A 24128-nucleotide genomic window follows, 5' to 3' on the forward strand; every position below is an offset into this window, starting at 1 on the left:
AGCCGATGTACGTCAACCTCGCCTTGGTCGAGGCACTTCAGGCGGAGGGAGCCACCGATGCGGGTGCGGTGGCCGCGAGGTTGCTGCCGCAGTTCGTGATTGGCCCTGCGGGCTGATCGCACGTATGGCTGAGCGGGCAGGGGTGGATGTTATGCAGACAGCCCAGCTTGCGTCTGATGGCCCAGCCTGGGTCGGCGCCCTGAGCTATCCGCTCCTGTGGTCGCCGCCTAGAGGTCGCGACAGGCTTCCTCTGGGCTGACTTGCGCCATGTCTGCGACGAGCGGGTACCGGTCGGCAATTGATTCTTGAGCGCCGAACGGCCTGCACTACAACGGTCAAGGCACCACGGGGCCAGCCCTTTCCGGCATGAGGGACCTTCGCTCAGGTGCCCGCTGTGGAGCGTCGTGGTTTAGGCGCCGCCCGCCGAACGGCGGACCGGATCTGCGCAACGGTGTCGGAAGGGCCCAGTTCGTGCCGCACGTCCAACAGATAGCCCGTGGGATGGCCGACGATGATTTGCCTCCGCTGATCGAGCGCTGCTTACTGCCCCGACCAGACATCCCGCGACCACGCCCGCGCTGGTGACGACTGGCGGCAGGTGGACAGCGTTGGCCACAACCCCCAACGCCGCCGGGGGTGCGAGCGTCTGGAGACTGAGTACGGCTCGGACCGGTAGCAGGCCGAGCCGACCGAGCGTGCGTTCCATTTCATCGAGCGGCTGCGCGACCTTACTCTCCACGTGGTTGCGCAGTTTGGCCGCCCGCACGTTTGGGTCCCGGAGGCCGCTGATTGCCACGAAGTCCGGTGTGAGCGAGTCGAGGAACTCGCGATAGCGCATGAGCTGCGGCAGCAGCCTCCGTCGTGCCTCGATGATCCGCTCGACCGGCACTTCGGCCAAGTCGCGCGGAAGTACTGTCTGCAGAGCCAGTACCGCGAACACCTGGCTGTAGTCCGTCTGACCCTCCGGCGCCGTCTCGATGTCGTCGGCGAGCAGGACCTGTGCCATCGCCTCGATCGTCCAGCCCGAGGTGGCGGTAGAGACCAATGGCTGATCGGTGACGGGCGTCATTCCGTTTTCCCGGGCGACCACGTCCGCCAAGATCGCCAAGTAGACCCCGGCCAAGCGGCGGTGCATCGCCAGGTCGCTGATACAGAGCACCTTTCCGTCGGACACGCGGCGCCACTGGTATCTGCGGGACACCAGCAGCCCGTCCTCCGCCAGCCGGTGCGCCAGCCCGTAGGACATCTTGCCGGGGTGGACCTTTTCCAAACGGGTATCGAGCGGCAGGAGTTCATCGTAGACATCCTGGGTGTGGAGGGATTTGACCCCGATCGCCTCGGCCCCGTATCGAGGTATCAGCTCGTCCTTGTGCCGGTTGAGAAAGTCGTAAAACAACGCGTCGATCTGGTTCTCTGTGTCCACGCTGCGGCTATTCAGCCTCGCGAGGAGGTCGTCATCCACCCAGGATCGGCGGCTTCCGTGCGCGGGCCGCACGTCGATGACGAAGTCGAGTTCGTCCCGGAGCCATTTAACCGTGTCCGAGTCGCGCAGGCCGTAGTAGCCGTGTGGACGGATCCGGCCGAGCTGGGGCCAGTGCAGGGCTGCGGCCTTCACCCAACTGTCGCCGGGCAGGTTGACGTACGGGAAGTAAAGGGCAACATCGCTCACAGGAACCACAATGCCCTCTTGGCGCTACAGCCGGGAAGGCTCGCGAGAGTTACGGTCCCCAGCCCACGTACCGGCCCAACGCCGGGCCGCGCCGCAGCCCCGCCGCTTGTGGATCGGGATCGCCATCAACGACCCGGTCCCGGACCCACCGAAGGCCGCCGCCGCCCGCGAGAACCTCGAACAACGCTACGGGCGCGGGGTAGTCGACTCATGGCTCATGAAACCCGGGGACGAGCGCGCGGTGCGACCGGGGGACGAGGTTCTACTGGTTCAGGCCGGCCCTCTCCGTCAACAACCGGGCAGGAACTCGCCCATCAGCCCGCCAGCAGTCGTGGCGCGTGTCGTCCTGGACGAAACTGGCCCAACTGCCTTGCTGGTCTGGCCGCAGGGCGCCGAGGACGGCCTCGAACCGCGAACCTACGAGCAACTGCTGGATGCGGTCGACCATGTTGGCGGGGAGATCGACTGGGACAAGCCGTTCCCGGCGCGTTCGCCAGCGGCGGAGGTAATCCGAACGCTGTTCGAACAGCGGGCGGCGCGATCTGCACGGCATTGAGGGGGCGTTACAGCCGTTGTGCCGTCCGCCCTCAGGCCCACGCATGAGGGGGTGGCGCGCCGACCGCCTGCATGGCTGCTCGCCGAGCTAACCGCCCTGCTCCCGTCGATTTTCGAGGGCTATCGCGGCAGTACTGTCCGCGCCATGATCCGGAAACTCATGATCGTAATGCCCCTTTGCCTGCTCTCCCTCGCTGCTTGTAGCAGCAACGCCGATAAGCCCGAAGCCACTCCGTCCTCGACATCGCCAGCTCCTGCCGCCAGCACGGCGTCGGAGGCGGCGGCCAGCCCGACCGCTCAGGCCGCCAGCGAGGAGGCGGAGCTTCGCCAGGCGGTGGTGGCGTACTCGGACGCCTTCCTCGACGCGAAGCCTACGGCTGGCTACGAGCTGTTCTCGGCCAGATGCAAGGAACGCGTGACCCTCAGCGAGTTCACCGGGATGCTGACGGCCGCCAAGCAGATGTACGGCAAGGCGATGCCAATCAAGACCTTCGAGGCGCAGATCTCAGGGGATCTGGCCCGAGTGACCTACACCTATGACGTGCCCGCCCTGAACCAGAACAAGGAGCCGTGGGTGCGGGAAGACCGCACGTGGAAGCAGGACGACTGCTGAGCCTTGCATCAGGCTCGGCGCGCTCAGCCGCGCCAGCCTGAGCGATCGTTGGCGAGGCTCCGGTGGTGGTCCATCGGCGAGGATGAAACCGAGCTCGACCTCCACCACCGGAACCTCAAACACTCAGCGCCTTCGTGGCGCCGTATCGGTCGGAGTCGGCATCGAGGCTCCACTCGTCGACCATGTCGGTCAGATGGCCGAGCCGTTGTTGAAGGCCAGGTACTTACCGCGGCTGACTGCTACCAGGCCTTTCCGCGGATCGGGGGCACGTCGAGGTTGCGCTCGCCGCCGCGGTGCTCGGCGAGGAGCTGCCGACGGATCGAACGCCAAGTGACGCGCTCCTGCCGGTGGGCGAGTTTACGGTGCGACTGGAAGGTGCAGAGCCGACAGCCGCAAAGGTTCGGGGCCTGAGCCGAGGGCTGCCGGTAGCAGCGAGTGCGGTTCCAGGCGGGCGAGGCGAGGAACTTGTCGAGGTCGCAGGGGCCGGAGCCGTGTCGGTGGATGTCGGTGAACCAGCGACGCAACTGCGGATCCAGCTGCTGCACTCGCTCCGGTCGGTGAACGTCGGTACGGGCCATGTGACGATCGCCTTCCGGCCGCCCGCGCTCCGTGCGCGGGACTTAGAGTTCCTAACAGAATGATCTCTAGATCTGTTGTCCCTTGTGGAGTCTGATCTAGGATGTCGGGCCGTGAGGCGTGGTGAGCAGCCGCCGTGGATCGTGCCGGACGGGCTGTGGCAGCGCATCGAGCCGTTGCTGCCCAAACCTGTGCGCAACCCGCGGCACCCGGGGCGTAAGCGGATCCCGGACCGGCAGGTGCTGTGCGGGATCTTGTTCGTGCTGCACACGGGCATCCAGTGGGAGTTCCTGCCCCAGGAGCTGGGGTTCGGCTCCGGGATGACCTGCTGGCGGCGGCTGGAGGAGTGGAACCGGGTCGGGGTGTGGCAGCGTCTGCACGAGCTGCTGCTGGCAGAGCTGCAGGCGGCCGGGAAGCTGGACTGGTCCCGCGCCGTGATCGACTCCTCGCATGTGCGGGCCGCCCGACGTGGCCCAAAAGCGGCCCGAGCCCGGTCGACCGCGCCCGCCCGGGCTCGAAGCATCACGTCCTGACCGAGGGCGCCGGCATTCCCCTGGCCGTGTCGTTGACCGGAGGCAACCGCCACGACGTCACCGAACTACTCCCGCTGATCGACAAGATCCCGCCCGTACGAGGCCGCCGCGGCCGGCCCCGCCAGCGCCCTGACCAGCTGTTCGCCGACCGCGCCTACGACCACGACAAGTACCGCAGAGCGGTACGCGCCAACGGCATCCGCCCGCGCATCGCCCGCCGCGGCCAGCCCCACGGCTCCGGTCTGGGAACGGTCCGGTGGGTCATCGAGCGCACGATCGCCTGGTACCACGGCATGAAACGGCTACGCATCCGCTGGGAACGCCGCGACGACATCCACGAAGCCTTCCTCGCCCTCGCCACCTGCATCATCACGTACCGACACACCGTACGACTTTGTTAGGACCTCTTAGAGCTCCTAACTCTTTGAGTGTTGGAGTCGTCGCCAGCAGATGATGGCGCAGGCGAGGCTGAGGAATGCTTCGTGGATGTCGTCGCGGATCTCCCAGCGGATGCGCAGGCGGCGGAACCAGTGCAGCAGAGCGATGGTCTGCTCGACGACCCAGCGTCGGGTGCCGAGGCCGGAGCCGTGGGCGACGCCGCGTCGGGCGATGACCGGGGTGATGCCCTTGGCCCGCAGGTCCCGGCGGTAGCAGTCATAGTCGTAACCGCGGTCTGCGTAGATCCGCTTCGGTCTCTGCCGGGGCCGTCCGCGCATGCCTCTGATCTGCGGGATCTTGTCGACCAGGGGCATCAGTTGGGTGACGTCGTGGCGGTTGCCGCCGGTCAGGCTGACGGCGAGGGGGATGCCGCCGGCGTCGGTGATGACGTGGTGTTTCGAGCCTGGCTTGCGGCGGTCGACCGGGCTCGGACCGGTTTTGGGCCGCCTTTGAGCGCCCGGACGTGGGAGGCGTCGATCACCGCCCGGGACATGTCCAGCTGCCCGGCGGCCCGGAGTTTGCCCAGCAGGATCTCGTGCAGTTGTTGCCACACGCCAGCGTCGTTCCAGTCCCGCAGGCGGCGCCAGCAGGTCATCCCCGATCCGAAGCCGAGTTCCTGGGGCAGGTACTCCCACGGGATCGCCGTGTAGAGCACGAACAGGATCCCGCACAACACTTTGCGGTCATCGAGGGGCTTACGGCCCGGGAACCGGTGCCTGCGCGGCGGACGGGGCGGCAGCAGCGGCTCGATCTCGGCCCACAGGTCGTCCGAGACGATCCACGGCGGCTGCTCCCCCTCCTCACGGCCGAGCACTCTACTCGATCGTCTACTGAGGACCGCACACCTAGATCATTCTGTTAGGAGCTCTTAACGCCTGGGTGGCATGTCGATCACCTCCAAGGGGTGGGGCGGACGCCTGGTATGCGAGTGGTGGGGGCGTGCCCGGCTCCCAGCTCAGCCGGGGGAACCCCCGTTACAACTTTTGGGTTGCGCCGTACATGTTAGGCCCGGGCTCCGACGGGATTTGACCACCTAGCCACGGCCGCGTCCTCGCCTACCAAGCAAGCTCCGAGCTGGCGATAGACGGGGAGCAGGGGGATACCGGACCTGTACGCCGGTAGCGGTGGGCCGGCTGCGCGGCACGGGCGTGCACGACTCGTGGCTAGTGGGGCATCTCGTCCATTTGCTGCTCCCGCTGACCTTGCCGCAGGCACGGCGGTTCGTTCCCCTGTTCGACCCGAAGGCGGACAGGCGCCCATAGGTCTCCTGGTTCAGCTCGTTGATGGAGGCCCGAGCGGCGTACAGAACGTCGTACCCGGTTGACATAGTGACCAGCGGACTTGTGACGGCGGCGACGGCCATGAGGGAGTTGTCAGAGTGGGGGAGTCGATGACAGGGACCGTACCGCTGGATGCGATCCAGAGCGACCGGGCTGCCGGTGTTCTCCTCGCTGCGGCGTGCGGTGACGCGCTGGGCGTGCCGTACGAGTTCCGACCGCCGCTTCCGGCGACCGAGCAGCCTGAGATGCGCGGTGGGGGACTCGGCCCGTACGCGCCGGGTGAGTACAGTGATGACACGCAGATGGCAGTGTGCATCGCGGAGGTGTCCGCCACCGGGGCGGACCTGCGCCGCAGCGACTCCCTCGACCGCATCGCCGGCAACTTCCTCCGGTGGAAACGGGAGGGCGCCAGCGACATCGGGGCACAAACCCGCAAGGTCCTCGACGCGGTCTCGCACGTGAGCGGACCGGGCATCGCCGCGGCGATGCGAGACGCAGCCGCCGATCTGCACCGGCGGACTGGCCGCAGCGCCGGAAACGGGTCCCTGATGCGCACCGCGCCGGTTGCGCTGGCCTATCTCGGCGATCCGGAGGCAGTCGCGGAAGCCGCCCGCGCAGTCAGTGAACTGACCCATTACGACCCCCTGGCCGCGGACGCGTGTGTGCTGTGGTGCGCCGGGATCCGCCGGGCGGTGCTCGACGGGACCTTCGACGGGGTACGCGAGGGTCTGGACCTGCTGCCCGCGCAACGCCGTGACCGATGGTCGGGCTGGCTGGCCGAGGCGGAGTCCAAGCCGCCGGAGCAGTTCCGACCCAACGGGTTCGTGGTCCCCGCGTTGCAGGCCGCCTGGTCGGCGATCACACACACCGACATTCCGGTCCACAACCCGGGCCACGGCAGCTTCCCCTGCCAGCATCTCGAACGCGCTCTGGCGGCAGCGGTCCGCGTCGGCGACGACACCGACACCGTCGCGGCGATCGCCGGGGCACTGCTCGGCGCCCGGTGGGGCTCCTCCGCGGTGCCCCTGGCCTGGCAGCGCGTCGTTCACGGCTGGCCGAACCGGCGCGCGGCGGACCTGATCCGCCTGGCCGTGTTGACGGCCCAGGGCGGCCAGGCCGGCCATGGCGGTTGGCCGGGCTGTGCCCGCGCGCCACGGCAAGCGGTTGCACCGTTGATGCTGGCGCACCCGCACGACCCCGGGGTGATCCTCGGCAACCTCCACACCGACGCAGCCGCAGCGCGCGCCACCGCGGTGATCTCCCTGTGTCGCGTTGGCTGCGACGATTTCGACGACGTGCCCGTCGCAAACAGGGTCGGGGCGTGGCTGGTCGACCAGCCCGGCGCCAACGCACACCCGCACTTCGTGGTCGATCAGGCCGCCCGCATGCTGCTCGAGTTGCGCAAGGAGGGCCATGTCGTGCTGCTGCACTGCGCCGCGGGTCAGAGTCGCACGCCGGCGGTCGCCGCCCGCTACACGACATTGACCACCGGCACACCGGCGCGCGCCGCGCTGGCCGAGCTGCTCGACACGCACGCCTGGACACTCAACCCGGAACTACGGCAGGTCGTCGAACAGCTGTGACGCGCTATGCCGCGGCTGCTGTAGGCCGCACAGGCACAGGCGAGAAGCCGGATGCAGGCGAGGCGGACCTATGGCCCGGCCCATGAAGGGAGCGGCCCACACCACCTGCCGGAACAACTGTGGTGCGGCTCAGGGGACCGCCTGCCCATGGAGACCGGGATCCCGGGGGGAGCGGGATGGGAGCAGACGGGTGCACGCAACGACAGCCAGCTGCACACAAGGGTACCGAACAGCAGTGAACGGCGCTCGGGCCCACCTGCAGTTCTGCGCTCCCGCAGGTCGGCGGCGGTGCGACGTCCGGCTTCACACCGGAGTGCTCTGCGGTGTAGCACAGCAGTCGACGGTAATCTATGTCGTCTGGCGGGGGAGTATGCGCAGGTCACGGCCGTAAGGAGCTGCTGGGTGTCCCGGCATTGCAAGTGGGAGCAGATTGGGTGCAGGTTGGCTAAGTGGTCGCCGCGCCCGAAGTGCTCACCGATCCCGGGAAGGGAAGAGGCCTTCGACCTGCGGCGATGTGTGCGAGCGGTGCGGCGTGACCTCCCAGAGAAGACCGAAGTGGTCAGCGTTAGCTGCTCCCCCGCCTGGCTGCCGCGGCTTGTCGTCCTGGGTCCGCCGACGCCAGTCACTGGGGCCGTCCTCCATCGACGTGCGGCTTTCGATCCGCCATGGCGAAGTCGGTGGGGATTCCGGCAACTGAGATTCGAATCCCACCGGCAGCCCTCTGAACAGGGCTTCCTGGGCGGTGACCTCTTCGGCGGGGCTGAAGTGGTCAGGCGAGGCTGCATCGGTCGGTGCTCGACCGGACGTCGACCTTGCGCAGCGGACCTGTTCGGGGCGGTCGCTGGGCTGGCTGGCCGCCCGGTCGGGGCCCTGTTCGTTGCATCGTCCTGGTCGGGTACCTGACTGTGGGTGAGCGGTTGGGTACCTGGGCGGGTCCTGTTAGCGGGACTTGTTGGCTGAGTGATCGATGTTGAGATACGGCTGCGAGGCTAGCGTCAGCGGTTCATGGGTGACACGTGGGGGATTGATCTGTGGCGTACCGTTTTAATGCTCCGCCGAATTGGCCGACGCCGCCGGCGGGTTGGGTGCCTGGCCCTGGGTGGAAGCCGGATCCGGCATGGGGGCCTCCGCCGCCGGGATGGCAGCTGTGGGTTGCCGAAGCGCCGCCTGCGGTTCCGGTGGCGCAGCAGCAGCCGGCTGCCGCACCTGTAGTGGCTGCATCCGGGCCTCCGTCGGTCCCGAGGCCACGTGCCGACGACGCTGAGATTCCGCTGTTCGGGGCGCGCGGCAAAGCGCGGGAGTTGGCTGCGGAGGTGACGAATCTGCGCGCGGAGCTGGAGCGGCTCCGTGTGGAGATGAACCGTCTTGGTGTGCTGCCGGCGGTCGAGCTGGAGCAGTATCGAGAGCGGTTGAGGCGCGAGATCGCGGAGCAGGCTGCGGCGGCTCAGGTGCAGAAGGCGGATCTGGATCGCCGGTTGCGTGAGCTTCGTCAGCAGGTCGTGGTGACCGAGGAGACGGCGCTGCTGCAGGAGGCCGGCGTCTACGAGTATCGGCATCCTCTGTCGGACGCGGTCGCCTACCAGGCAGCTCTGGCTGGGCTTCAGGGCCAGATCAAGACCATGACCAAGCGGGAAGGCGGAGCGGTCCTGGCCGCGACTGGCTGGACGGTGAACGGTTCCGCGGCCGAGGGGCGGGTGATGGTGCGGGACTTCTCCAAGCTGATGCTGCGGGCCTACAACGCCGAGGCGGACAACCTGGTCCGCGGCCTGAAGCCCTACAAGCTCGACTCGGCCGTCGAGCGCCTGGGCAAGGTGGCCTCCACCATCGCCAAGCTGGGCAAGACGATGCACATCCGCATCTCGGAGGACTACCACCGACTGCGGGTTCGCGAATTGGAGCTTACGGCGGACTACCAATCGAAGGTCGCCGAGGAGAAGGAGCGCGAGCGGGAGGAGAAGGCGCGACTGCGTGAAGAGCGACGGGTTCAGCAGGAGATCGAACGCGAGCGCGCTCGTCTGGACAAGGAGCGCCAGCACTACGCCAACGCCCTCGCCGCCTTGCAGGCCAAGGGCGACGTCGACGGCGCCGCCCAGATGCAGGAGCGGCTGGCGCAGATCGACACCGCGATCGAGGAGGTGGACTACCGGGCCGCCAACGTCCGCGCCGGCTACGTGTACGTCATCTCGAACCTAGGAGCGTTCGGCGAAAAGATGGTGAAGATCGGCATGACCCGGCGCCTCGACCCGCTCGACCGAGTGAAGGAACTCAGTGACGCCTCCGTACCGTTCAACTTCGACGTGCACGCCCTGTTCTTCTCCGACGATGCCGTCGGCATCGAAGCCAAGATGCACGCTCGCCTGGCCGACCGCCGAGTCAACCTCATCAACCAGCGACGTGAGTTCTTCTACGCCACGCCACAAGAGGCCAAGGAACACCTGCTCGAGTTGACCGGCAGCCTGCTGCAGTACGAAGAGATCCCCGAGGCGCTCGAATACCGGCAGAGCCTGACCCAGGCCAAGGGCCGATGATGGCGACCGTCGAGAATCCACACCGGAGCTAGGAAGCTACCTTGACGACCACCCGCACCCGCCGCCTCGCCATCGCGGCGGCCGCGATGCTCGCGCTCGCCGGCTGCGGCGACGACCCGGCCCCCACCCCGCCGCCGGCCAGCACACCGCCGAGCCCCACGCCGCCCGCGACCACCCCGGCCGCCCCGACGACCAGCCCGACGCCCGACACGGCGGCCGCCGAGGACGGTCCCGCTGACGCGGCGCTGGCGTTCGGGAAGTCCGCTCCCATCGCGGATCTCGCGACGGCCACCGCCTACGGATTCCGGCAGCCAGTCGCCGCCAGCGCCCCCCGCCCAAATGGGCAGCCGGGGCTGACCTGGGCCGCCGCCGACGTGAAGGTTTGCGCGATGAAGAACCTCGACGACGAGTACGACGGCATCACCGTCACCAACGACCGGTGGAAGCTCGTCTACGCCGACGACACCGAGATGGGCGCGTCGAACATCACCTACAACCAGTTCCCACAGCCGGAATACCCCACAGGGGAGAAGGACCTGCCGGACGGGAAGTGCGTGCGCGGCTGGATCACCTTCCGGGCGCTGAAGGACAAGCGGCCGGCCTACGTGGCGTACGAGCCGGAGAACCAGCCGGGAGCGCGTTGGGCCGTGGAGTAGGACCACCACGCAACGAATTGGCTACACTTATCGAGGCACATAAAAATCCACGGAGCAAGGGTGAACTTCGAGCAAGAGCATTTTTTCCGCGATATCTATTCAGCGTCCCTTGACATGTCAATCAGGCAGGTCATCGAACTGGTGGACACAGGGGCGCTTGACTTGAACCCGGCGTTTCAGCGGGGGGACGTCTGGAGCCAAGCCCAGCAAAGCCATTTCATAGAATCCCTGCTCACAGGACTGCCCGTTCCTGCCGTATTTCTGGCCGAAGAACCTCATGGCAGAAGCTCGGTGATCGACGGCAGGCAGCGCCTCATAGCGATCAACAACTTCGTCAAGAACGAGCTTCGGTTGACCGGGCTAGAGTTCGCAGACGAATTCGACGACATGATGTTCGACGGACTCCCGCACACTATACAAATGCGCTTCCTCACCAGAAGCTATGTACGCTTCATCACAATCGACGAGCGCTCTGACCCAATCGCAAAAAACGTATTGTTTGTCCGACTGAACACCGGAGGTGAATCGCTATCACGACAGGAAATCCGTAACGCCAGATTCCCGGGGATTCTTAACGAAAGTCTGAAGGAGCTCGCCGGGGACAGCTTCTTCCGTGCTCAGATCGGGCGTAACATCCGTGGCGGCCGGAGTCGCACTGGCATGGCGGACGTAGAGTATGTGCTCCGTTTCTTTGCCCTCCTCAACTCAGAGGAGCGGCATGAGAAAAGCCTATCGGTCGCCATGGACCGATTCATGGCCGAGAACCAACACGCCTCCCCCTCCGATACGGGAGCTCTCAATAAGCGCTTTTTGCGGGCGCTCCGGGCCTGCGAAGCACTCTGGGGAGAGCATGCCTTCCAGCTTTATCGGCCAACCCTGGGCTGGCGATTCATCGGCACGCCCTTGGTTTATGACGCACAGATGATTGCCTGTGATTCACTTCCAGACTCCATCCTGGGGAAGGCAATTGAACATAGAGATTTGGCCATTCATGAAATGGCAAGATTAGGCGAGGAGTATCGGTTCCAGGGAACGGCGCGGACAAACAGCACGTACCTTATCAAAAAATTCTCCATATCAATTAGGGAAATGCTGGAAGAAATCGCTCACAGGTAGGCAGCATGAGCGCCGTAGATAATCTCCTAAGCCGACTGTCGTCCATCGACGCCGCCCTTGCTGCCTTGAGTGCCTCACCTGCCGCAAGCGCGGCTGTCTCCGACCACCTGATGCGAGGTATCGCGGTTCACGGGCTCGTAGCGGTCGAGTCATTCCTTAAGGAGAGGATGCTGGAGTGGTCTGCAACGCTAGCAGCTGCCAGAATCCCGCCAGGCAGCCTGCCTGGCGGGACGACTCTTTACGAGAACAGGGTATTAGAGGTTTTGCCGAAAAGAATTAGGGATGCAGAGTATTCGAACAGCGCCCATCGCTCCCTGCTCCTTCAAGAGATCGGGCATTCCCTCACTTCGCTGTATTCTGGCACGTTCATGCCGCACCACATGGCGTTCATGTGGGCCGGCTCAAATATCCGCGCATCGGATGTGGAGGCCATAGTTTCTTTGGTCGGCACGCCAACAGATAGGGTCTGGGGTGCCCTGACCCGCATTTGGCAGCAGGTCGATAAGTACGCTCCGGGAAACGCGAGCTTTAAGACGGTTTTTGAGCTACTGTGCGAGTTGCGCCATGCTGCCGCTCACCAGAGCTCTCCCGCCATTCCATTGCTGCACCTGCGAAGCACCTCCCGAAATGCCAAGCTGGTCTGCCTATGCATAGACGTAGCGGTTTCACGAAATCTACGAAACATTGGTGGACTAGCCTCCAAAAATAACTCGAATCAACTCCACATCAGGAGGATCGTCAAGGACGGGAAGAGATGGCCCGAGTACGGTCCTGGCCGAAAAACTGCAGTCAAGCGACATCCTTCCCTCGCTGAGGCTCTGCAAGCAGCGATTACCCGAGCCTCAACCGCCGGGGAGTTAATCTTGGTAACCGACAAGGCCGAGGACATCTTGGATTGGCGGTTTCCCGTCGCATTTTCATGACACCCGCTGTTCACGGCTGGTACTGCCGATTTCCTCTTTCCTGGATCAAGGCGCCGCGCTTCGCGCGGTGCGGGGCTGGCAAGCCCGGCCGGTGGCTTACCGCCCCGGCGCCTACGGCGCCGGGGCGGTAAGCCACTGAGAGCCGCCGGGACGCCAGCCCACCCCACGCCAGAACCACGGCCAGGCCTTCCGAAAAGGCCGAGACGGAAGCCCGCATGGCTGGCTTGGTCGAACCTCAAGGCTTCCGACTGCCGCGCTAGTCCAGACCCGGGACGGGCTTGGCACCGAATCACGATCCCGGCGTCAGGAGGGCTCCGGCACAGCGCCCGCCGCACCGGACAGCTCGGCGCCGGTGGGCAGGCGATAGCGGAAGCAAGTGACCTCCAAGTCGTCCTCATGTGGCTTCCAGGTGGTCCAGCGGCGTACCCGTCCGCCCTCGGTCGCGATATCGCCGTTCGGAAGGCGCGACCACCGGATCCGATCGACGACCACGAGATGGGTTTCGGCGTCGTAGGGGTGTCGTAGCTCGTTCTTTCAGCTCCACCGTGTCCGCGGTACCTGGCGAGCCCTTAACCTCGATGTGAAATCCCTCGGCACCCTTCAAGGCCCGCAGGTCGTACGGCTTGCCTATCTCCTCAATCTCGTAGCCCTCGTACAGTGCGGCGGCTCGATCGACTGCGTGCCGTTAGGGCCTGCCTGAGAACCGGATCGGCGATGTACCCAGATCCGCGGCGAGATCTCGTCTTCTGCGCAGGGCTGCTCGCCGGCCTAGCCGAGTACACGGGCCGTAAGGGACGGACACGCGGTACGGCGGCCAGCTCCGGAACGGCGTCGAGAATCGCTGCACGGAACTTCATCAGGTACGCCTGCATCACTCGCACCGGACGGCTGGTGTAGAAGGCGAGAAAGAAGTACAGCGGCCCCCCTGGTACGTCCCGTCGAGCTTCTGCTTGATCTGGCGAAGGGCTGGCTCCGCTTGTTGGAAGGCCGTCTGGTCGACAGGTGCGGGCAGCGGGGTGTAGCCGGTCAGCTCATACCGCCAGGAAGGTTGTGGATCGTGGTTGGCGGGCCGGCTCTGACCGTAGGTACCACGCGCCTGCCAGACAAACTCGTCCTCGTACGGTCCGTCAACGGCTCGCGAAGAGCCGACGATGCCTGGCACCTGATGCCGTGTCTTTTGCCAGGGCAGAACGATGTCTCCGGGCTAGAGGGCCGTGACTAGGGCGTACGACCAGTTGGCCCGTCCGGTACCGTCCCGCTGCGACGCTTGGACGTTCGCGCCGAGGTCATCCCGGTCCGTGATCTCAAGCCAGTAGCACCCGGCAGAATCGTCCCTCCACCACTCGTTGAGCCGCACCCCGCCTAGTTCCTCGGCTCGGCGTGGTGTTGGCAAGGGGCTGGCCGGTGCGGAGGCGTCGAACTGGCCATGACGCCGCCGGCGAGGGCGGCAGCGAGAGCGGCGGAGTCCGTCACGCCGTACCCCCGCGACCTCAACCCGTAGCCGCTTGCGGTTGTTGCCGGCCTTCCGCGCCCCGGGCGCCTGGCCAATGCGGCCCTGCCGGCGGGTGAGCTGAAGCCGGAACGCCGTCAGGTCGTCGACCTTTGCAAGCGTGACGGGACGAACGAGTGAGGTTCCCCCGGGATGTGGACACCGGGGTATGCCGCGATCTGGCGCAGCGTAGTCGGTGTGAGGGTCTGTTGTGGTCGGCGGGGCTGAGGTAGCCCAGCGCGGAGTGGCGGCGTCGGTGGTTGTAGAAGGCGATCCACCGGAACACGTCGCGGCGGGCGTCGGTCTCGCTGTCCTAGCGACGGTGGTCGACGTCGAGTTCCCGTTAGAGGGTGGCGAAGAATGCCTCGGCCAGGGCGTTGTCATACGACGAGCCGATCGGCCCCATCGACGGTCGGATGCCGTGCCGTTGGCAGGCGTTGGCGAAGTCGGCGCTGCCGTATTGGGCGCCCCTGTCGGAGTGGAAGATCACACCGTCGACCCGGCCGCACCGGGCGGCGACCGCGGCGTGCAGGGCGTCGATGACCAGGGCTGTGCGCATGTGGGTGTTGATCGACCAGCCGATCAGCCGTCGGGTGGCGATGTCGATGACGGTGGCCAGATACAACCAGCCAGCACCGACGCGCAGATAGGTGATGTCGCCGCACCACCGCTGATCGGGTGCGGTGGCGGTGAAGTCCCGGCGGATCGGTCCGGCGCCGGCGCGACCGCCGGATCCGGGACGGTGGTGCGTTTGCGGCGGCGCAGATGCCGGCCGACCACGTCGCGCTGCCGCATGATCCGCTCGACCCGCTTGCGGCTGACCCGCACACCATGGTCGTGCAGCTTGACGGTCACCCGAGGGGGATCCGTAGGTGCCACCGGAGTCGGCGTGGATGACCTTGATCTGCTCGGCGAGGGCATCCTCGTCGGCGGCGCGAGCCTGCCGAGCCGGCTCGCTGGCGCTCCAGCAGTAGAACCCGGAGCGGGACACCGCCAGGACCCGGCAAAGCCGCTTGACGCCGAACGTGGCGCGGTGGGCGGAGATGAACCGGAAGCGGCTGCTCACCGAACCATCTCCTTAGCGATCAACGGCCAGGCGGGCCGACGCCGTAACGCCACAGGCACAGGCACAGGCCTAGGCAGTGTCTTCAAAGGATCTTGATATCGGATGATGTAGCCGTGGGTCGTCGCTACGAGTTGTCTGACGTCGAGTGGGAGTCGTTGTCGCGGTACCTGCCGTCGGCGGTGACGGGTGGTCGGCCGCGTGCGGATGATCGGCGGGTGCTCAACGGGATCGTGTGGAAGATCCGGGCTGGAGCGGCGTGGCGGGACCTGCCCACCCGTTACGGCTCCTGGCAGTCGATCTACACCCGTTTCCGCAGGTGGGCGCTTGACGGGACCTTCGCGCGGATGCTGGCCGGGGTCCAGGCCGACGCGGACGCGGCCGGGGACATCGACTGGCTGGTGTCGGTCGACTCGACCATCGTGCGAGCCCACCAGCACGCAGCCGGGGCTAAAGGGGGCGCCGAGAAACGGACGAACCACAAGATCACGCCCTCGGTCGAAGTCGAGGTGGACTGACCACCAAAATCCACCTGGCCTGCGACGGTCTCGGGCGGACCCTGGCGTTCGTGCTCTCCGGCGGCAACGTCAACGACTGCAGCCGCTTTCCCCAGGTCATGGCCGCGATCCGGGTCGGGCGATCGGGGCCTGGCCGACCTCGGGTCCGCCCGGACCACGTCATCGCCGACAAGGGCTACAGCTCCAAAGCGATCAGGGCCGACCTGCGCCGACGCGGCATCGGACACACCATCCCCGAACGCGCCGACCAGCAGGCCAACCGCCGCCGGCGCGGCAGTCGAGGCGGCCGCCCGCCGACCTTCGACACCCAGCTCTACAAACACCGCAACGTCGTTGAACGTTGCTTCAACCGGCTCAAGCAGTGCCGCAGCGTGGCGACTCGGTACGACAAGACCGCCACGTCGTACCAGGCCACGGTCACCATCGCCGCGCTACTGCAATGGTTGTGAGCCTTTGAAGACACCGCCTAGCGCACGGTGTGCGGCAGTTGAGTGCACATCCGCGCTGGTGCACTGCATCTCAGAGCGCGCCGTCGAACGGGCATAGGCTTAGCGCCGATCCAGTTCCGATGCTCCTCTGAACGACGAAGCACGACCGGACGGGGCGCGGGTGCTCGCCCGCAAGTAGGGACCCGCAGACGCTGGCATGCTGCACCCAGCGGCCGTCACTTACGTGGCGTCGGACTGGGGGTAGACGTCGTCCTGGTTGGTCGCCAGTGCGGCCGGCAGCGGAAGCCCATACTTGTCGCACAGGAAGCGGGTCTGGCAGTACCGCTGGGCGTCGGCGGCCACGCTGCCGAGGATCGCGGAATTCATGCCGGCACCGATGAGGACACCCACGAACGGCACGACCTTAGCGACGTCCTTAACTGCGACCTTGGAGCCGGCCGGGCCTAGCTGCTGCATCAACTTCTCAAGGGCGGCCAAAAGGCGATGGTCCGTGCGGAGCTTGGCTGACCAGTTTATGCGTCCCTTGACCGCGTTCGCCGCCCGTGCGGTCTCACGCAACGGCTTGGCCTTGGCCGCCTGCGCCATGAAGGACCGGCGTACCAGGCGTTGGATGAAGGCCTGTTCGGCGGGGTCTTTGGCGTCGTAGCCGTAGGAGTACGCGATGCGCGATGCGATCGACGTGCTCAGGACCTGGATGACGAGGATGTCCGCTGTCATCGCGACGGGGATCCCGGCGATGGGGACCATGGCCAGCAGGCCCATGGCGCCACCTTCGAACGCGCCGGCGGTCCGCCACTTGAGGTTGTTGAGGGTCAGGAGCCGGTCGCAAACCTTGAGGTCCTGCTGCCGCAGTTCGGTGAAACTGTTGAGTTCGAGGCCACGCTTGCGAGCGAGCTTCTCGACGCTCTTCGGGTCGTTGAGCTCCAGGGCCCAGTCGTTGACCAGCTCGAGCATCGCTGCCGTGGCTTCGAGAGCCGGCCGCACGGCCATGCTGGCGACCGCGTCGCCTGCACGACGGATCGGTTCCATGACCGCCTCCGGCACAGATTCCGTAGCCCGGCTTACGGCGTTTCGCGTGACCTCACCGGTGCGATCGAGCGTGGCGCTCGCCCAGTTCGGCAGACCACGGCGGTTGTTGCGGCGCTGCCAGTGCTCGTTGAGCGTGTCCCATACCAGCACCTCGTACGCGCTCATGGGGGTTGCGCCGTCGACGAGTAGCTCGGTGTACATGCTCATCGAGGCTCCATTTCGAGGGTGATCACTGGGGCCATGATGGCACGACCAGCCAGCACGTGGTGAAGCCCCAATGCGGAGACAGACGGAGTACGGGCAAAACGGGCCACTCGACGCTCAGCGTCGCGTCACCTCCGCTATCGAAAGCTAGACGGCGGCCCTACGGCCAGGCAGATCAGGCGCTATCTCGACCAGCGCCTGATTACCAGGACTTTCCAGCGCGAGCCGGCGGAACGCCTTGATCTCGCGAAGATGGCCCGTCGTTCACGTTCGCAACGAGCGCGGCTTCACCGGCGTGTACGCAGACCCGGTAGCCGAGCTCACGTAGCGGCCGCCCATCGGGCAGGGGAGGGCGTTCGGAGCCCACACCCGAGATGCCGGTCATCACCGTTCACGAGCTCAAGCGCTTAACCCGCGACGCCGCTGAGCGATCCAACTCGAACTTGCTCACGGGCCCGCTAACAGGTACCTACGACCCCAGCAGCGTGGGCACCATGATTCTGAGGCCTACGCCAAGTCTTACCGGACGCCATCCGTCGGCAGCTACCAAGCAGCTCGGTGGTACGAGCGCGGATCGCGGCAGACATGCCATGTTCTGGGGTTGTCAAGTGGTTGGTCGGAGATGGGCCCAGGCGGTTGCTTCGTCGTAGGCGGTGTTGGTCCTGAGGCGTAGGCGTGGAGGATGCCGACGAGGCGGTTGCCGAGTTGGCGTAGTGCGGCTTGGTGGCCGGTGCCGCGGGGTGCGCAGGGCGTCGTAGTAGGCGCGGGCGCCGGGTGAGCCTTTCAGGGCGCAGAAGGCCCACTGATGGATGGCGTCGCCGAGTCGTTGGTTGCGGGCGTAGCGGGCCAACACGACCGTGCGGGTGCCTGAGGCGCGGGTGATCGGGGACGTGCCGGCGTAGTTCTTGCGGGCTTTGGCGTCGGTGAAGCGGTGGGGGTCTGCCGAGCATCGCAGCAACCGGGAGATCTGGCTATTGCTCATGGCGGGCCAGTCGGTGCTGGCCAGCACGTCGGCCAGGCCCTGCACGACGGCGGGCGACCACGGCGGATGCAGGGTCTTGGGGGCCACGCCGTTCATCAGGGCCTGCCACCCGGCGCTGCCAACGACCGGCCGGGTCGTCACGACAACGGGTGTGGCGAAGGCGGCCTCCCAGGTGATGACAATCGCCGGACCGGTGGCTCCCACGAGGGCGGAGCGGCGAGGTCCGGGAGATGCGCCTCACGGCCTCGCGAACCGGTCACGGGTGCTCCTCGGCCGGTGTCGCCCAGGTCTGCAGGGGCAGGATCAAAGCCAATGGGCCGCAGGCGTGGATGAAGGTGAACATCGCCGCTGCGACCCATGGCGAAGGCAAGCTCTGCGCGCTGGCGTACACTACCCAGGCGGCGAAGTCGCCGGCGAGGGCCAGCCCGCCTACGCCGAGCGCGAGCCACCAGCCCGGCCGCGGGCGGCCGGCTCGCGGCGAGAACGCCCACCACACCATGATGGTCGGCAAAAGGGCGATGAGAATCGTCAGCGTTCCGCGATCGAGCAGCGAGACGATCCCAGACGCCGGCAACGCCCGCCACGCCTGTTGGGCGGCCAGCACGATGGACAAGCCCACGAGCACCGTCGTCAGGGCAGCGAGCAACGCCCGCAACCACCCTGGCCGCTGCCACTGGCCCGCGGCCGGCCAGCGGCGTCGACCGTTCCAGTGCATGTGCCCGGTCTCTCCAGCGGGCACGGCCTCCCAGTGCCTCTGCGGGCGAACGCACGCTGGCTCACCTGGCACCTGCCTCGGCGGGACCACCCCGCACACCGGTTCGGTTACGTGCTGCACGCCGGCCGCCGGCACCCGGTTTTCATCCACGGCTGGCACCGCTGTCCGGAAGGCGAGACCGCAGGTAGCCGGAGTCCAGCAGCTCACGCACAGCGTGCCGAATGGACTCCGGCCCCTCCATCTCGTGCAGATCACGTACCGCGCGACGCGCGATGTCGTCGTCTCCGGGATCCGGCTGCCCCGACACGATCTTTGCGATCGTCGCCGTGCCGTCCGGCATCGCGTGGGCGTACACCAGCAGACCGATGGCCCGCAGCCCTACGCGAGAATCGGCGGCGGCGTCGGCGGGAACCGGTACGGTGTGCCGAGGTTCGGCCCAGGACAGAGGCAGGCCACCGAACTCATTCAGCTCCCACAGCGACGTGTCCAGGCTGCCCTCGCTGTCGTGGGCGGCGCGCTGCAGCAGCGCCAGGCGGAAATCCTCTTCCTCCCGGCTCAGGGCGCCCCGGTCAGCGACGGCCGCGAGGTGGGTCAGCCCGCTCGGCCGGGTCAAGGCGAAGGCAACCATCCCGATGGCTCGCAGACCGAGCTTCAGGTTCTCGACGACCTCGCGGGGCACACTGACGTATTTCTCGGCGGCGGCCAGCAGGTACGGAATCGCACCCACGGGCGGCTGAGTATCAGCGAACACGCAGTCTCCTTCTCGCTCAATGTAAGCGTACGCGGGCGCCGCCAGTAGTTGTTTGTTGTGCAACTCGGGGGGCCCGGTTGCCCAGCATCACGCCGGCGGACCTACCGCGCGGCGCAGCATCGGATCGAGCAGCCTGCTTTAGGTCGACCACCGGGTCCGGGCTCGTATCTCATGCACGCCACCTGCGTCTGGCCGTGTCGTGAGATCCACACCGGCCGGCCGCCGGTCCCAGCGGAATGAGCAGTAACGGTAGTCCCAGTTGCGCGATCCGTCGAACTGTTCGGGCAGGGAGGCTCCCCCGATGCGAGCCGCTACCAATCCGCAGCGGCCGAAAACTTCGGTCCGCATCCCCCCGACGGGGTTCTTTCCGGATCGAGCCGAGTCGTCGGGACGCCGTGCGGCAGCGGCTCGGTGCCGCTGGTCGGATACTGGCAGAGTGACGGAGGAGCTGGTTAGCGGGTCGACGCGGTGGACGATTCATGGTGAGCGGGTTGTAGACGGCAGCCGGCGGTCGCGGTTGAGCATCGCGGATGTGGAGTTGCCGGATGGGGTCTGCTTCGAGCAGTACGTGATCCGGGCGCCCCGGTCGGCCATGGTTGCCGTGATTGACGGCCAGGAGCGCCTGTTGCTGATGCGGCGGCACCGGTTCGTGTTCGACCGGTGGGTGTGGGAGCTGCCGGGTGGCTATGTCGATGAGGGCGAGGATCCGGCAAAGTGCGCGGTCCGAGAGGTCGAGGAGGAGACCGGGTGGCATCCGGGCGCAGTAGAGCCGTTGCTGTCGTTTCAGCCGTGGGTGGCGACCGCGGACGCGGAGAACTTGCTGTTCCTTGCCCGGAACGCGGAGCACACCGGCGCTGCGGTGGACGTCAACGAGACCGAGCAGGTGGCCTGGATTCCGCTGGAGGAGGCGCGGCATCTCGTCTCCGAGGGTGAGATCGTGGGTGCCGGTACGGTGATCGCGGTGTTGGAGCTGGTGGCGCGCAAGGCCCGGGGTGAGCTGTAGTCAGCGACGTTGGCCGAGCGCAGCGTCAACCCGGGTGATGAATTGTCGTACTGCTGGCCGACGGCGGTGGGGCATCAAACGGGTTTGCAAATCGCGCAGGTAACGGACGGCACGAGCTGACCGTAGTTGTGTGGTCAGGGTGAGGGCTTCCGCGCCGATGGCGCTGGCACGTTCGAGCTCGCCGTGACGGGCGTGGACGGTGGCCAAGAGGGCGAGGTTGAAGGCCTTGCCGCGTACGTAGCGTTCGTCCATCTTCAGTGAGCGAGCGGCGAAGCGTTCGGCTCGGCGGTGTTGACCGAGTGCGTTGAAACAGTGGCCGAACTTGGCTGACAGGTACGCCTCGTCGAAGTAGCCGAGCCACTGGGGGTCGCTGCTGCGGTCGGCCCGATCGAGGGCTTGCTCTGCTTGGTGCAGCGCGGTGGCGCAGTCGCGTTCGTCGAGAGCGACAGCGTGAGCGTGAGCTTCCATAACCAGTGCTTCGGCAGTCAGCACGGTGAGGCCAGCCCGCTGTGCTGTCTGCCGGGCGGCGCGGGCAAGGTCGACGCCGGTGGCGGCGTGCCCGAGGTAGGTGGCTTGGTGGCTCATCGCGGCGAGGATCTCGGCACCCAGGCTGGCGTCGTCGGCCGTTCGGGCGAGGTCGAGGGCATGGGTGAGGTATCGCTGGGCAAGGCCATGTTCGGCCATGTCGTACGCCTGCCACCCGGCGAGTTGGGTCAGCTCGGCAACGGCGGCGAGCAGCTTGCGGCCAGTCGCCGGATCGTAACGGCCCTCGGTCACCAAGGGCGCGACCTCGTGGCGAAGGAAGCGGGTGATGTTGTTGCGGCCATGCCCGCCGCCGTATTGGTTGTCGAGTCGCCGATAGGTGGCGGTCATCTGTCGGATGGTGTCGATGTCGGGTTGACCAACTGTTCGGCGACCCTCCTGCTCAACGGGTTGCGCCATGGTGGCGGTGAACCAGCGTAGGGCGGGCAGGGTGTATGCGGTGGAGCTGAACACTGTCTGGCGAAGCATGTCTCGACGGTTCACGTCGCCTTCCCATAGCTGCGTGGCGGCCCGGACGTCATCGCGCCAGGACCGGTTGGCCGGCAGGTCGCTGTGCCGGCTGCGGGGGTGATCCGCCATGGCCGGGCGATATGCCTGCTGGCGAGGCGCCAGGCCCAGCGTCATCCGGGCTTCGTCGGGCATGCCACAGCCATTGGCGATCCGCTCCAACACGTCGATTGAGGTCACCCGTCGGCCGGCGATAATCCGGCTGACGTAGCCCTGCTCCAAGCCGACAGCCGCTCCGATGCGAGTTTGACTCGCGCCGGTATGCCGGGCGAGCAGCCGGAACAGTGCACCGATATCGCGGGCGGCCAAAATCGTGTGCATGTCCTCGCGCGACCAGAGGTCGTCGGGTATCCGAAGATTTCCCAGCAGCACAACGGCTCCCAGCGTTGTCAGGCGACTACCCATGGTGCTCAGCCAGGAGCCTATGGCCGGTGTACTGGCAAGGTCGAGCCCGCTCATGTCACCGTGACATGACCAGTCGACATAGTCACCGCATCCCACTCGGCGGGACCGTGTCCGGCATGGATTTCGATGCCGATGACCCACAGGGTGTGATGGGGCTGGACACCGTCTACGGTTCTGACGCCCCGGTCGGGCTCGCCTTCCCGACTCTCCATGAGGGGACGGGCTCGTGACGATCCGATGCCACCTGTACCTGTTGGTGCGATGGCTGCTCCGGCAGCACGAGCCACCACCACCGCCCGGGACCGGGCAGCGGTACCAGGACGCCGAGCACGCGGCGGCGCAACAGCGGTTACTCGACCACGCAGCACAGCTACGACGATCCCAAGGCAACCGTGAGCCGGCGCAGGACATGCTGGCAGAGCAGCGGTGAGCCGAATGGCGGCCGGCGATTCCGGCCGGACGACTCCGAGCAGACGGCACGTCTCGTACGAGGAGTACCTGGTGGCGACGGCCCTCACTCTTGCCCGGAGGCACCGGCCGGTTTGGTGCTGGCGGAAGTGGCGGCGGATCTGCCGCTGCGGAGCCGATCTGCCCTGCCGCGCCCGACACGGAATCCCCATCAATCGCGGCCACTGGCCAGGAGAGGAGACGTCGTGAAAGACCACCGGGAGCAGGCGATCCTGGCCGTGCATGTGCGAGGGCTCGACGGCATGTGCACCGGCTGCCGCGCCTGGTGGTCGCGGCTGACGCCGTACCCGTGCTGGCAGGTGGATTGGGCAACCAGCCAGCAGGCCCGAACGATCACCGCTCGCTTCCTGGAGGGTGTCCGGTGACCATCCACGGCCCGGTCATGCCGATCTGGAGCTGTGGAGGCTGCGACTTGCCCTGGCCCTGCCCGACGCGCAAGCGAGAGCTACGGGCGGAGTACGCCGGTGCTCCGGTGTCGTTGGCCCTCTACCTCGGCTCCTATCTCGTCCAAGCCACCGAAGACATGCCGTGGACGCCGGCCGGCGTGCTGCACCGCCGCTTCCTCGGCTGGACCAGGGAAGGCGCTCGGCCGACGCCAGCAGTACAGCAGCGATGTACAGCAACCGTGCCAGCCGAACCCGGCCGCGAAGCACGTCAGCAGCCCGGATGACCTCACAACACTCGATCCGGCTGGCTCGCCGGCAAACCATAGCTTCGGGGTTCGAGTCCCTGGCGGCCCACCATTTACCCCCTCTGATGCGATTCGCCTGGGAAGAGATCATCGGGCACAACCAGGGCACAAACTAGCCGGGATCTTGGCTTGCGGGCGTGCTGGGCTGCTTGCCAGCAGCCTGACGTAGGAGCTGCCCGACGACCCCGCGCGGACGGTCCTTCTTCGGCAGCCAGTGGACGTAGGTCTTCAGATTGATCCGCAGGTTGGCATGCCTCAGCGCCTTCTGCACGTCCTGAGCCTCGAAGCCGTTGCTCATCAGCGTAGTGGCGAAGAAGTGCCGCGGAGAGTGGAAGGTCCCGTCCTTCGGCCAGCCGGCAGCCTCACACCAGCCTGACCACAGTTCAGCCCAGTAGCGATCGTTGACGAGCTTTCCCCGAGTCGAGGTGAAGAGGAGCGCTACCGGGCGGACCACCCGCTCGCCGGTGGTGATGTCGGGCAGCTCGAATTCCGTGGTCCCTACGTCGTCAAGGCGGCCCACAAGCGGCCCACAAGCGGGCCGCGCCGGCCCGGCTCCGGCCTGCTGGCGACCTCCGGCCGGCATCGGCCGGACCGGCCGGCTACGCTCACGGACACCAGGAAGCCTTAAGACCTTGGGGCTCCGCCCCGAACCCCGGCCCTCCTCAGAGATCGCCCGCGGATCTCCTCGCCGAGCACCCCGAGGGCTACCAGTCTTCCTGGACGGGGACAAGATCTACAGTCCCCGGAAGACAGTGCCTTGTCCGTGAAGATTGTCTTGTCATTCTCCCCTGCCCCACAGACTTGACCAATCTTGGGCGGGGGCCGGCATATTTGTCTGGTC

20 protein-coding genes and 3 pseudogenes are annotated in these 24128 nt (G+C 66.6%); 12 read left to right on the forward strand and 11 right to left on the reverse strand.

Features of this window, described 5'->3' with window-relative positions; all coding sequences use genetic code 11:
* Positions 1 to 409: 409 nt before the first annotated feature.
* On the reverse strand, positions 410 to 1669 hold the full coding sequence (locus AC0OLQ_RS15780) for a DUF6236 family protein (RefSeq protein ID WP_484531952.1): 1260 nt from the start codon (positions 1667 to 1669) through the stop codon (positions 410 to 412).
* A 106-nt stretch (positions 1670 to 1775) separates the two neighbouring features.
* On the opposite strand from AC0OLQ_RS15780, the gene AC0OLQ_RS15785 reads away from it, so the two are divergent.
* Entirely contained in the window at positions 1776 to 2225 is a 450-nt protein-coding gene (locus tag AC0OLQ_RS15785) for a hypothetical protein (protein ID WP_484531953.1), read from the forward strand.
* Positions 2226 to 2276: 51 nt separating this feature from the next.
* Positions 2277 to 2837, forward strand: coding sequence for a hypothetical protein (locus AC0OLQ_RS15790; protein WP_484531954.1), 561 nt, complete (start codon positions 2277 to 2279; stop codon positions 2835 to 2837).
* Positions 2838 to 3076: 239 nt separating this feature from the next.
* On the opposite strand, the gene AC0OLQ_RS15795 is transcribed toward AC0OLQ_RS15790, so the two are convergent.
* Positions 3077 to 3415 (reverse strand): hypothetical protein, encoded by a 339-nt coding sequence (locus AC0OLQ_RS15795; protein ID WP_484531955.1) that lies wholly within the window; start codon positions 3413 to 3415, stop codon positions 3077 to 3079.
* Positions 3416 to 3553: 138 nt separating this feature from the next.
* Between AC0OLQ_RS15795 and AC0OLQ_RS15800 the strand changes: the two genes are divergently transcribed.
* Positions 3554 to 4347, forward strand: a protein-coding gene (locus tag AC0OLQ_RS15800) for an IS5 family transposase (RefSeq protein ID WP_484532357.1) whose coding sequence is annotated in 2 segments (ribosomal slippage) — positions 3554 to 3890 and positions 3890 to 4347 — 795 coding nt in all. Because the reading frame shifts where the segments join, the coding sequence is not laid out codon by codon here.
* A gap of 15 nt (positions 4348 to 4362) precedes the next feature.
* Here AC0OLQ_RS15800 and AC0OLQ_RS15805 read toward each other — a convergent pair.
* Positions 4363 to 5162 (reverse strand): IS5 family transposase gene (locus tag AC0OLQ_RS15805; protein WP_484532358.1). Its coding sequence is split into 2 segments (ribosomal slippage): positions 4363 to 4826 and positions 4826 to 5162, totalling 801 coding nucleotides; the frame shifts between segments, so codons are not numbered across the junction.
* A gap of 612 nt (positions 5163 to 5774) precedes the next feature.
* Between AC0OLQ_RS15805 and AC0OLQ_RS15810 the strand changes: the two genes are divergently transcribed.
* The 5 genes from AC0OLQ_RS15810 (at position 5775) to AC0OLQ_RS15830 (ending at position 12470) form a co-directional block, all read left to right on the forward strand.
* A complete protein-coding gene (locus AC0OLQ_RS15810) occupies positions 5775 to 7247 on the forward strand; it encodes an ADP-ribosylglycohydrolase family protein (protein ID WP_484531956.1) in 1473 nt (490 codons plus the stop codon).
* Positions 7248 to 8560: 1313 nt separating this feature from the next.
* Entirely contained in the window at positions 8561 to 9775 is a 1215-nt protein-coding gene (locus AC0OLQ_RS15815) for an SNIPE associated domain-containing protein (RefSeq protein ID WP_484531957.1), read from the forward strand.
* A 41-nt stretch (positions 9776 to 9816) separates the two neighbouring features.
* Positions 9817 to 10431, forward strand: a complete 615-nt coding sequence (locus AC0OLQ_RS15820; RefSeq protein WP_484531958.1) for a hypothetical protein — start codon at positions 9817 to 9819, stop codon at positions 10429 to 10431.
* Positions 10432 to 10491: 60 nt separating this feature from the next.
* The gene (locus tag AC0OLQ_RS15825) at positions 10492 to 11547 is read left to right on the forward strand and encodes a GmrSD restriction endonuclease domain-containing protein (RefSeq protein ID WP_484531959.1); all 1056 of its coding nucleotides are present in this window, start codon (positions 10492 to 10494) and stop codon (positions 11545 to 11547) included.
* A gap of 5 nt (positions 11548 to 11552) precedes the next feature.
* On the forward strand, positions 11553 to 12470 hold the full coding sequence (locus AC0OLQ_RS15830) for a hypothetical protein (protein ID WP_484531960.1): 918 nt from the start codon (positions 11553 to 11555) through the stop codon (positions 12468 to 12470).
* Positions 12471 to 13960: 1490 nt separating this feature from the next.
* Here the strand turns inward: AC0OLQ_RS15830 and AC0OLQ_RS15835 are convergent.
* Positions 13961 to 14251: pseudogene (locus AC0OLQ_RS15835) on the reverse strand (hypothetical protein); the annotation flags it as partial.
* Between the two features lie 51 nt (positions 14252 to 14302).
* Positions 14303 to 15025, reverse strand: coding sequence for an IS3 family transposase (locus AC0OLQ_RS15840; RefSeq protein WP_484531961.1), 723 nt, complete (start codon positions 15023 to 15025; stop codon positions 14303 to 14305).
* A gap of 113 nt (positions 15026 to 15138) precedes the next feature.
* Here AC0OLQ_RS15840 and AC0OLQ_RS15845 point away from each other — a divergent pair.
* A pseudogene (locus AC0OLQ_RS15845) lies at positions 15139 to 15989 on the forward strand (IS5 family transposase).
* 219 nt (positions 15990 to 16208) lie between these two features.
* Here the strand turns inward: AC0OLQ_RS15845 and AC0OLQ_RS15850 are convergent.
* The 4 genes and pseudogenes from AC0OLQ_RS15850 to AC0OLQ_RS15865 all read right to left on the reverse strand — a co-directional run bounded on the left by AC0OLQ_RS15850 (position 16209) and on the right by AC0OLQ_RS15865 (position 19670).
* A complete protein-coding gene (locus tag AC0OLQ_RS15850; protein ID WP_484531962.1) occupies positions 16209 to 17225 on the reverse strand; it encodes an EcsC family protein in 1017 nt (338 codons plus the stop codon).
* A gap of 601 nt (positions 17226 to 17826) precedes the next feature.
* Positions 17827 to 18300: pseudogene (locus AC0OLQ_RS15855) on the reverse strand (transposase).
* 160 nt (positions 18301 to 18460) lie between these two features.
* Positions 18461 to 18850 carry a hypothetical protein gene (locus tag AC0OLQ_RS15860; protein ID WP_484531963.1) on the reverse strand — a complete coding sequence of 130 codons (390 nt, stop codon included), beginning with the start codon at positions 18848 to 18850 and terminating at the stop codon, positions 18461 to 18463.
* Between the two features lie 211 nt (positions 18851 to 19061).
* Positions 19062 to 19670, reverse strand: a complete 609-nt coding sequence (locus AC0OLQ_RS15865; protein ID WP_484531964.1) for a hypothetical protein — start codon at positions 19668 to 19670, stop codon at positions 19062 to 19064.
* A 436-nt stretch (positions 19671 to 20106) separates the two neighbouring features.
* Here AC0OLQ_RS15865 and AC0OLQ_RS15870 point away from each other — a divergent pair, with 436 nt between their 5' ends.
* Positions 20107 to 20673: an NUDIX hydrolase gene (locus AC0OLQ_RS15870; RefSeq protein WP_484531965.1), complete on the forward strand. Its 567-nt coding sequence runs from the start codon at positions 20107 to 20109 to the stop codon at positions 20671 to 20673.
* Here AC0OLQ_RS15870 and AC0OLQ_RS15875 read toward each other — a convergent pair whose 3' ends face one another.
* Complete coding sequence (locus tag AC0OLQ_RS15875) at positions 20674 to 22095, reverse strand: helix-turn-helix domain-containing protein (protein ID WP_484532359.1); 1422 nt, start codon at positions 22093 to 22095, stop codon at positions 20674 to 20676.
* Positions 22096 to 22781: 686 nt separating this feature from the next.
* Between AC0OLQ_RS15875 and AC0OLQ_RS15880 the strand changes: the two genes are divergently transcribed.
* Positions 22782 to 22961: a hypothetical protein gene (locus AC0OLQ_RS15880; protein WP_484531966.1), complete on the forward strand. Its 180-nt coding sequence runs from the start codon at positions 22782 to 22784 to the stop codon at positions 22959 to 22961.
* Entirely contained in the window at positions 22958 to 23266 is a 309-nt protein-coding gene (locus AC0OLQ_RS15885; protein ID WP_484531967.1) for a hypothetical protein, read from the forward strand. The genes AC0OLQ_RS15880 and AC0OLQ_RS15885 overlap by 4 nt, the downstream gene beginning before the upstream one ends.
* Positions 23267 to 23399: 133 nt before the next feature.
* Here AC0OLQ_RS15885 and AC0OLQ_RS15890 read toward each other — a convergent pair whose 3' ends face one another.
* Positions 23400 to 23807 carry a tyrosine-type recombinase/integrase gene (locus tag AC0OLQ_RS15890; RefSeq protein WP_484531968.1) on the reverse strand — a complete coding sequence of 136 codons (408 nt, stop codon included), beginning with the start codon at positions 23805 to 23807 and terminating at the stop codon, positions 23400 to 23402.
* Between the last annotated feature and the right edge of the window lie 321 nt (positions 23808 to 24128).

The organism is Micromonospora sp. Utrum1, from assembly GCF_057197805.1.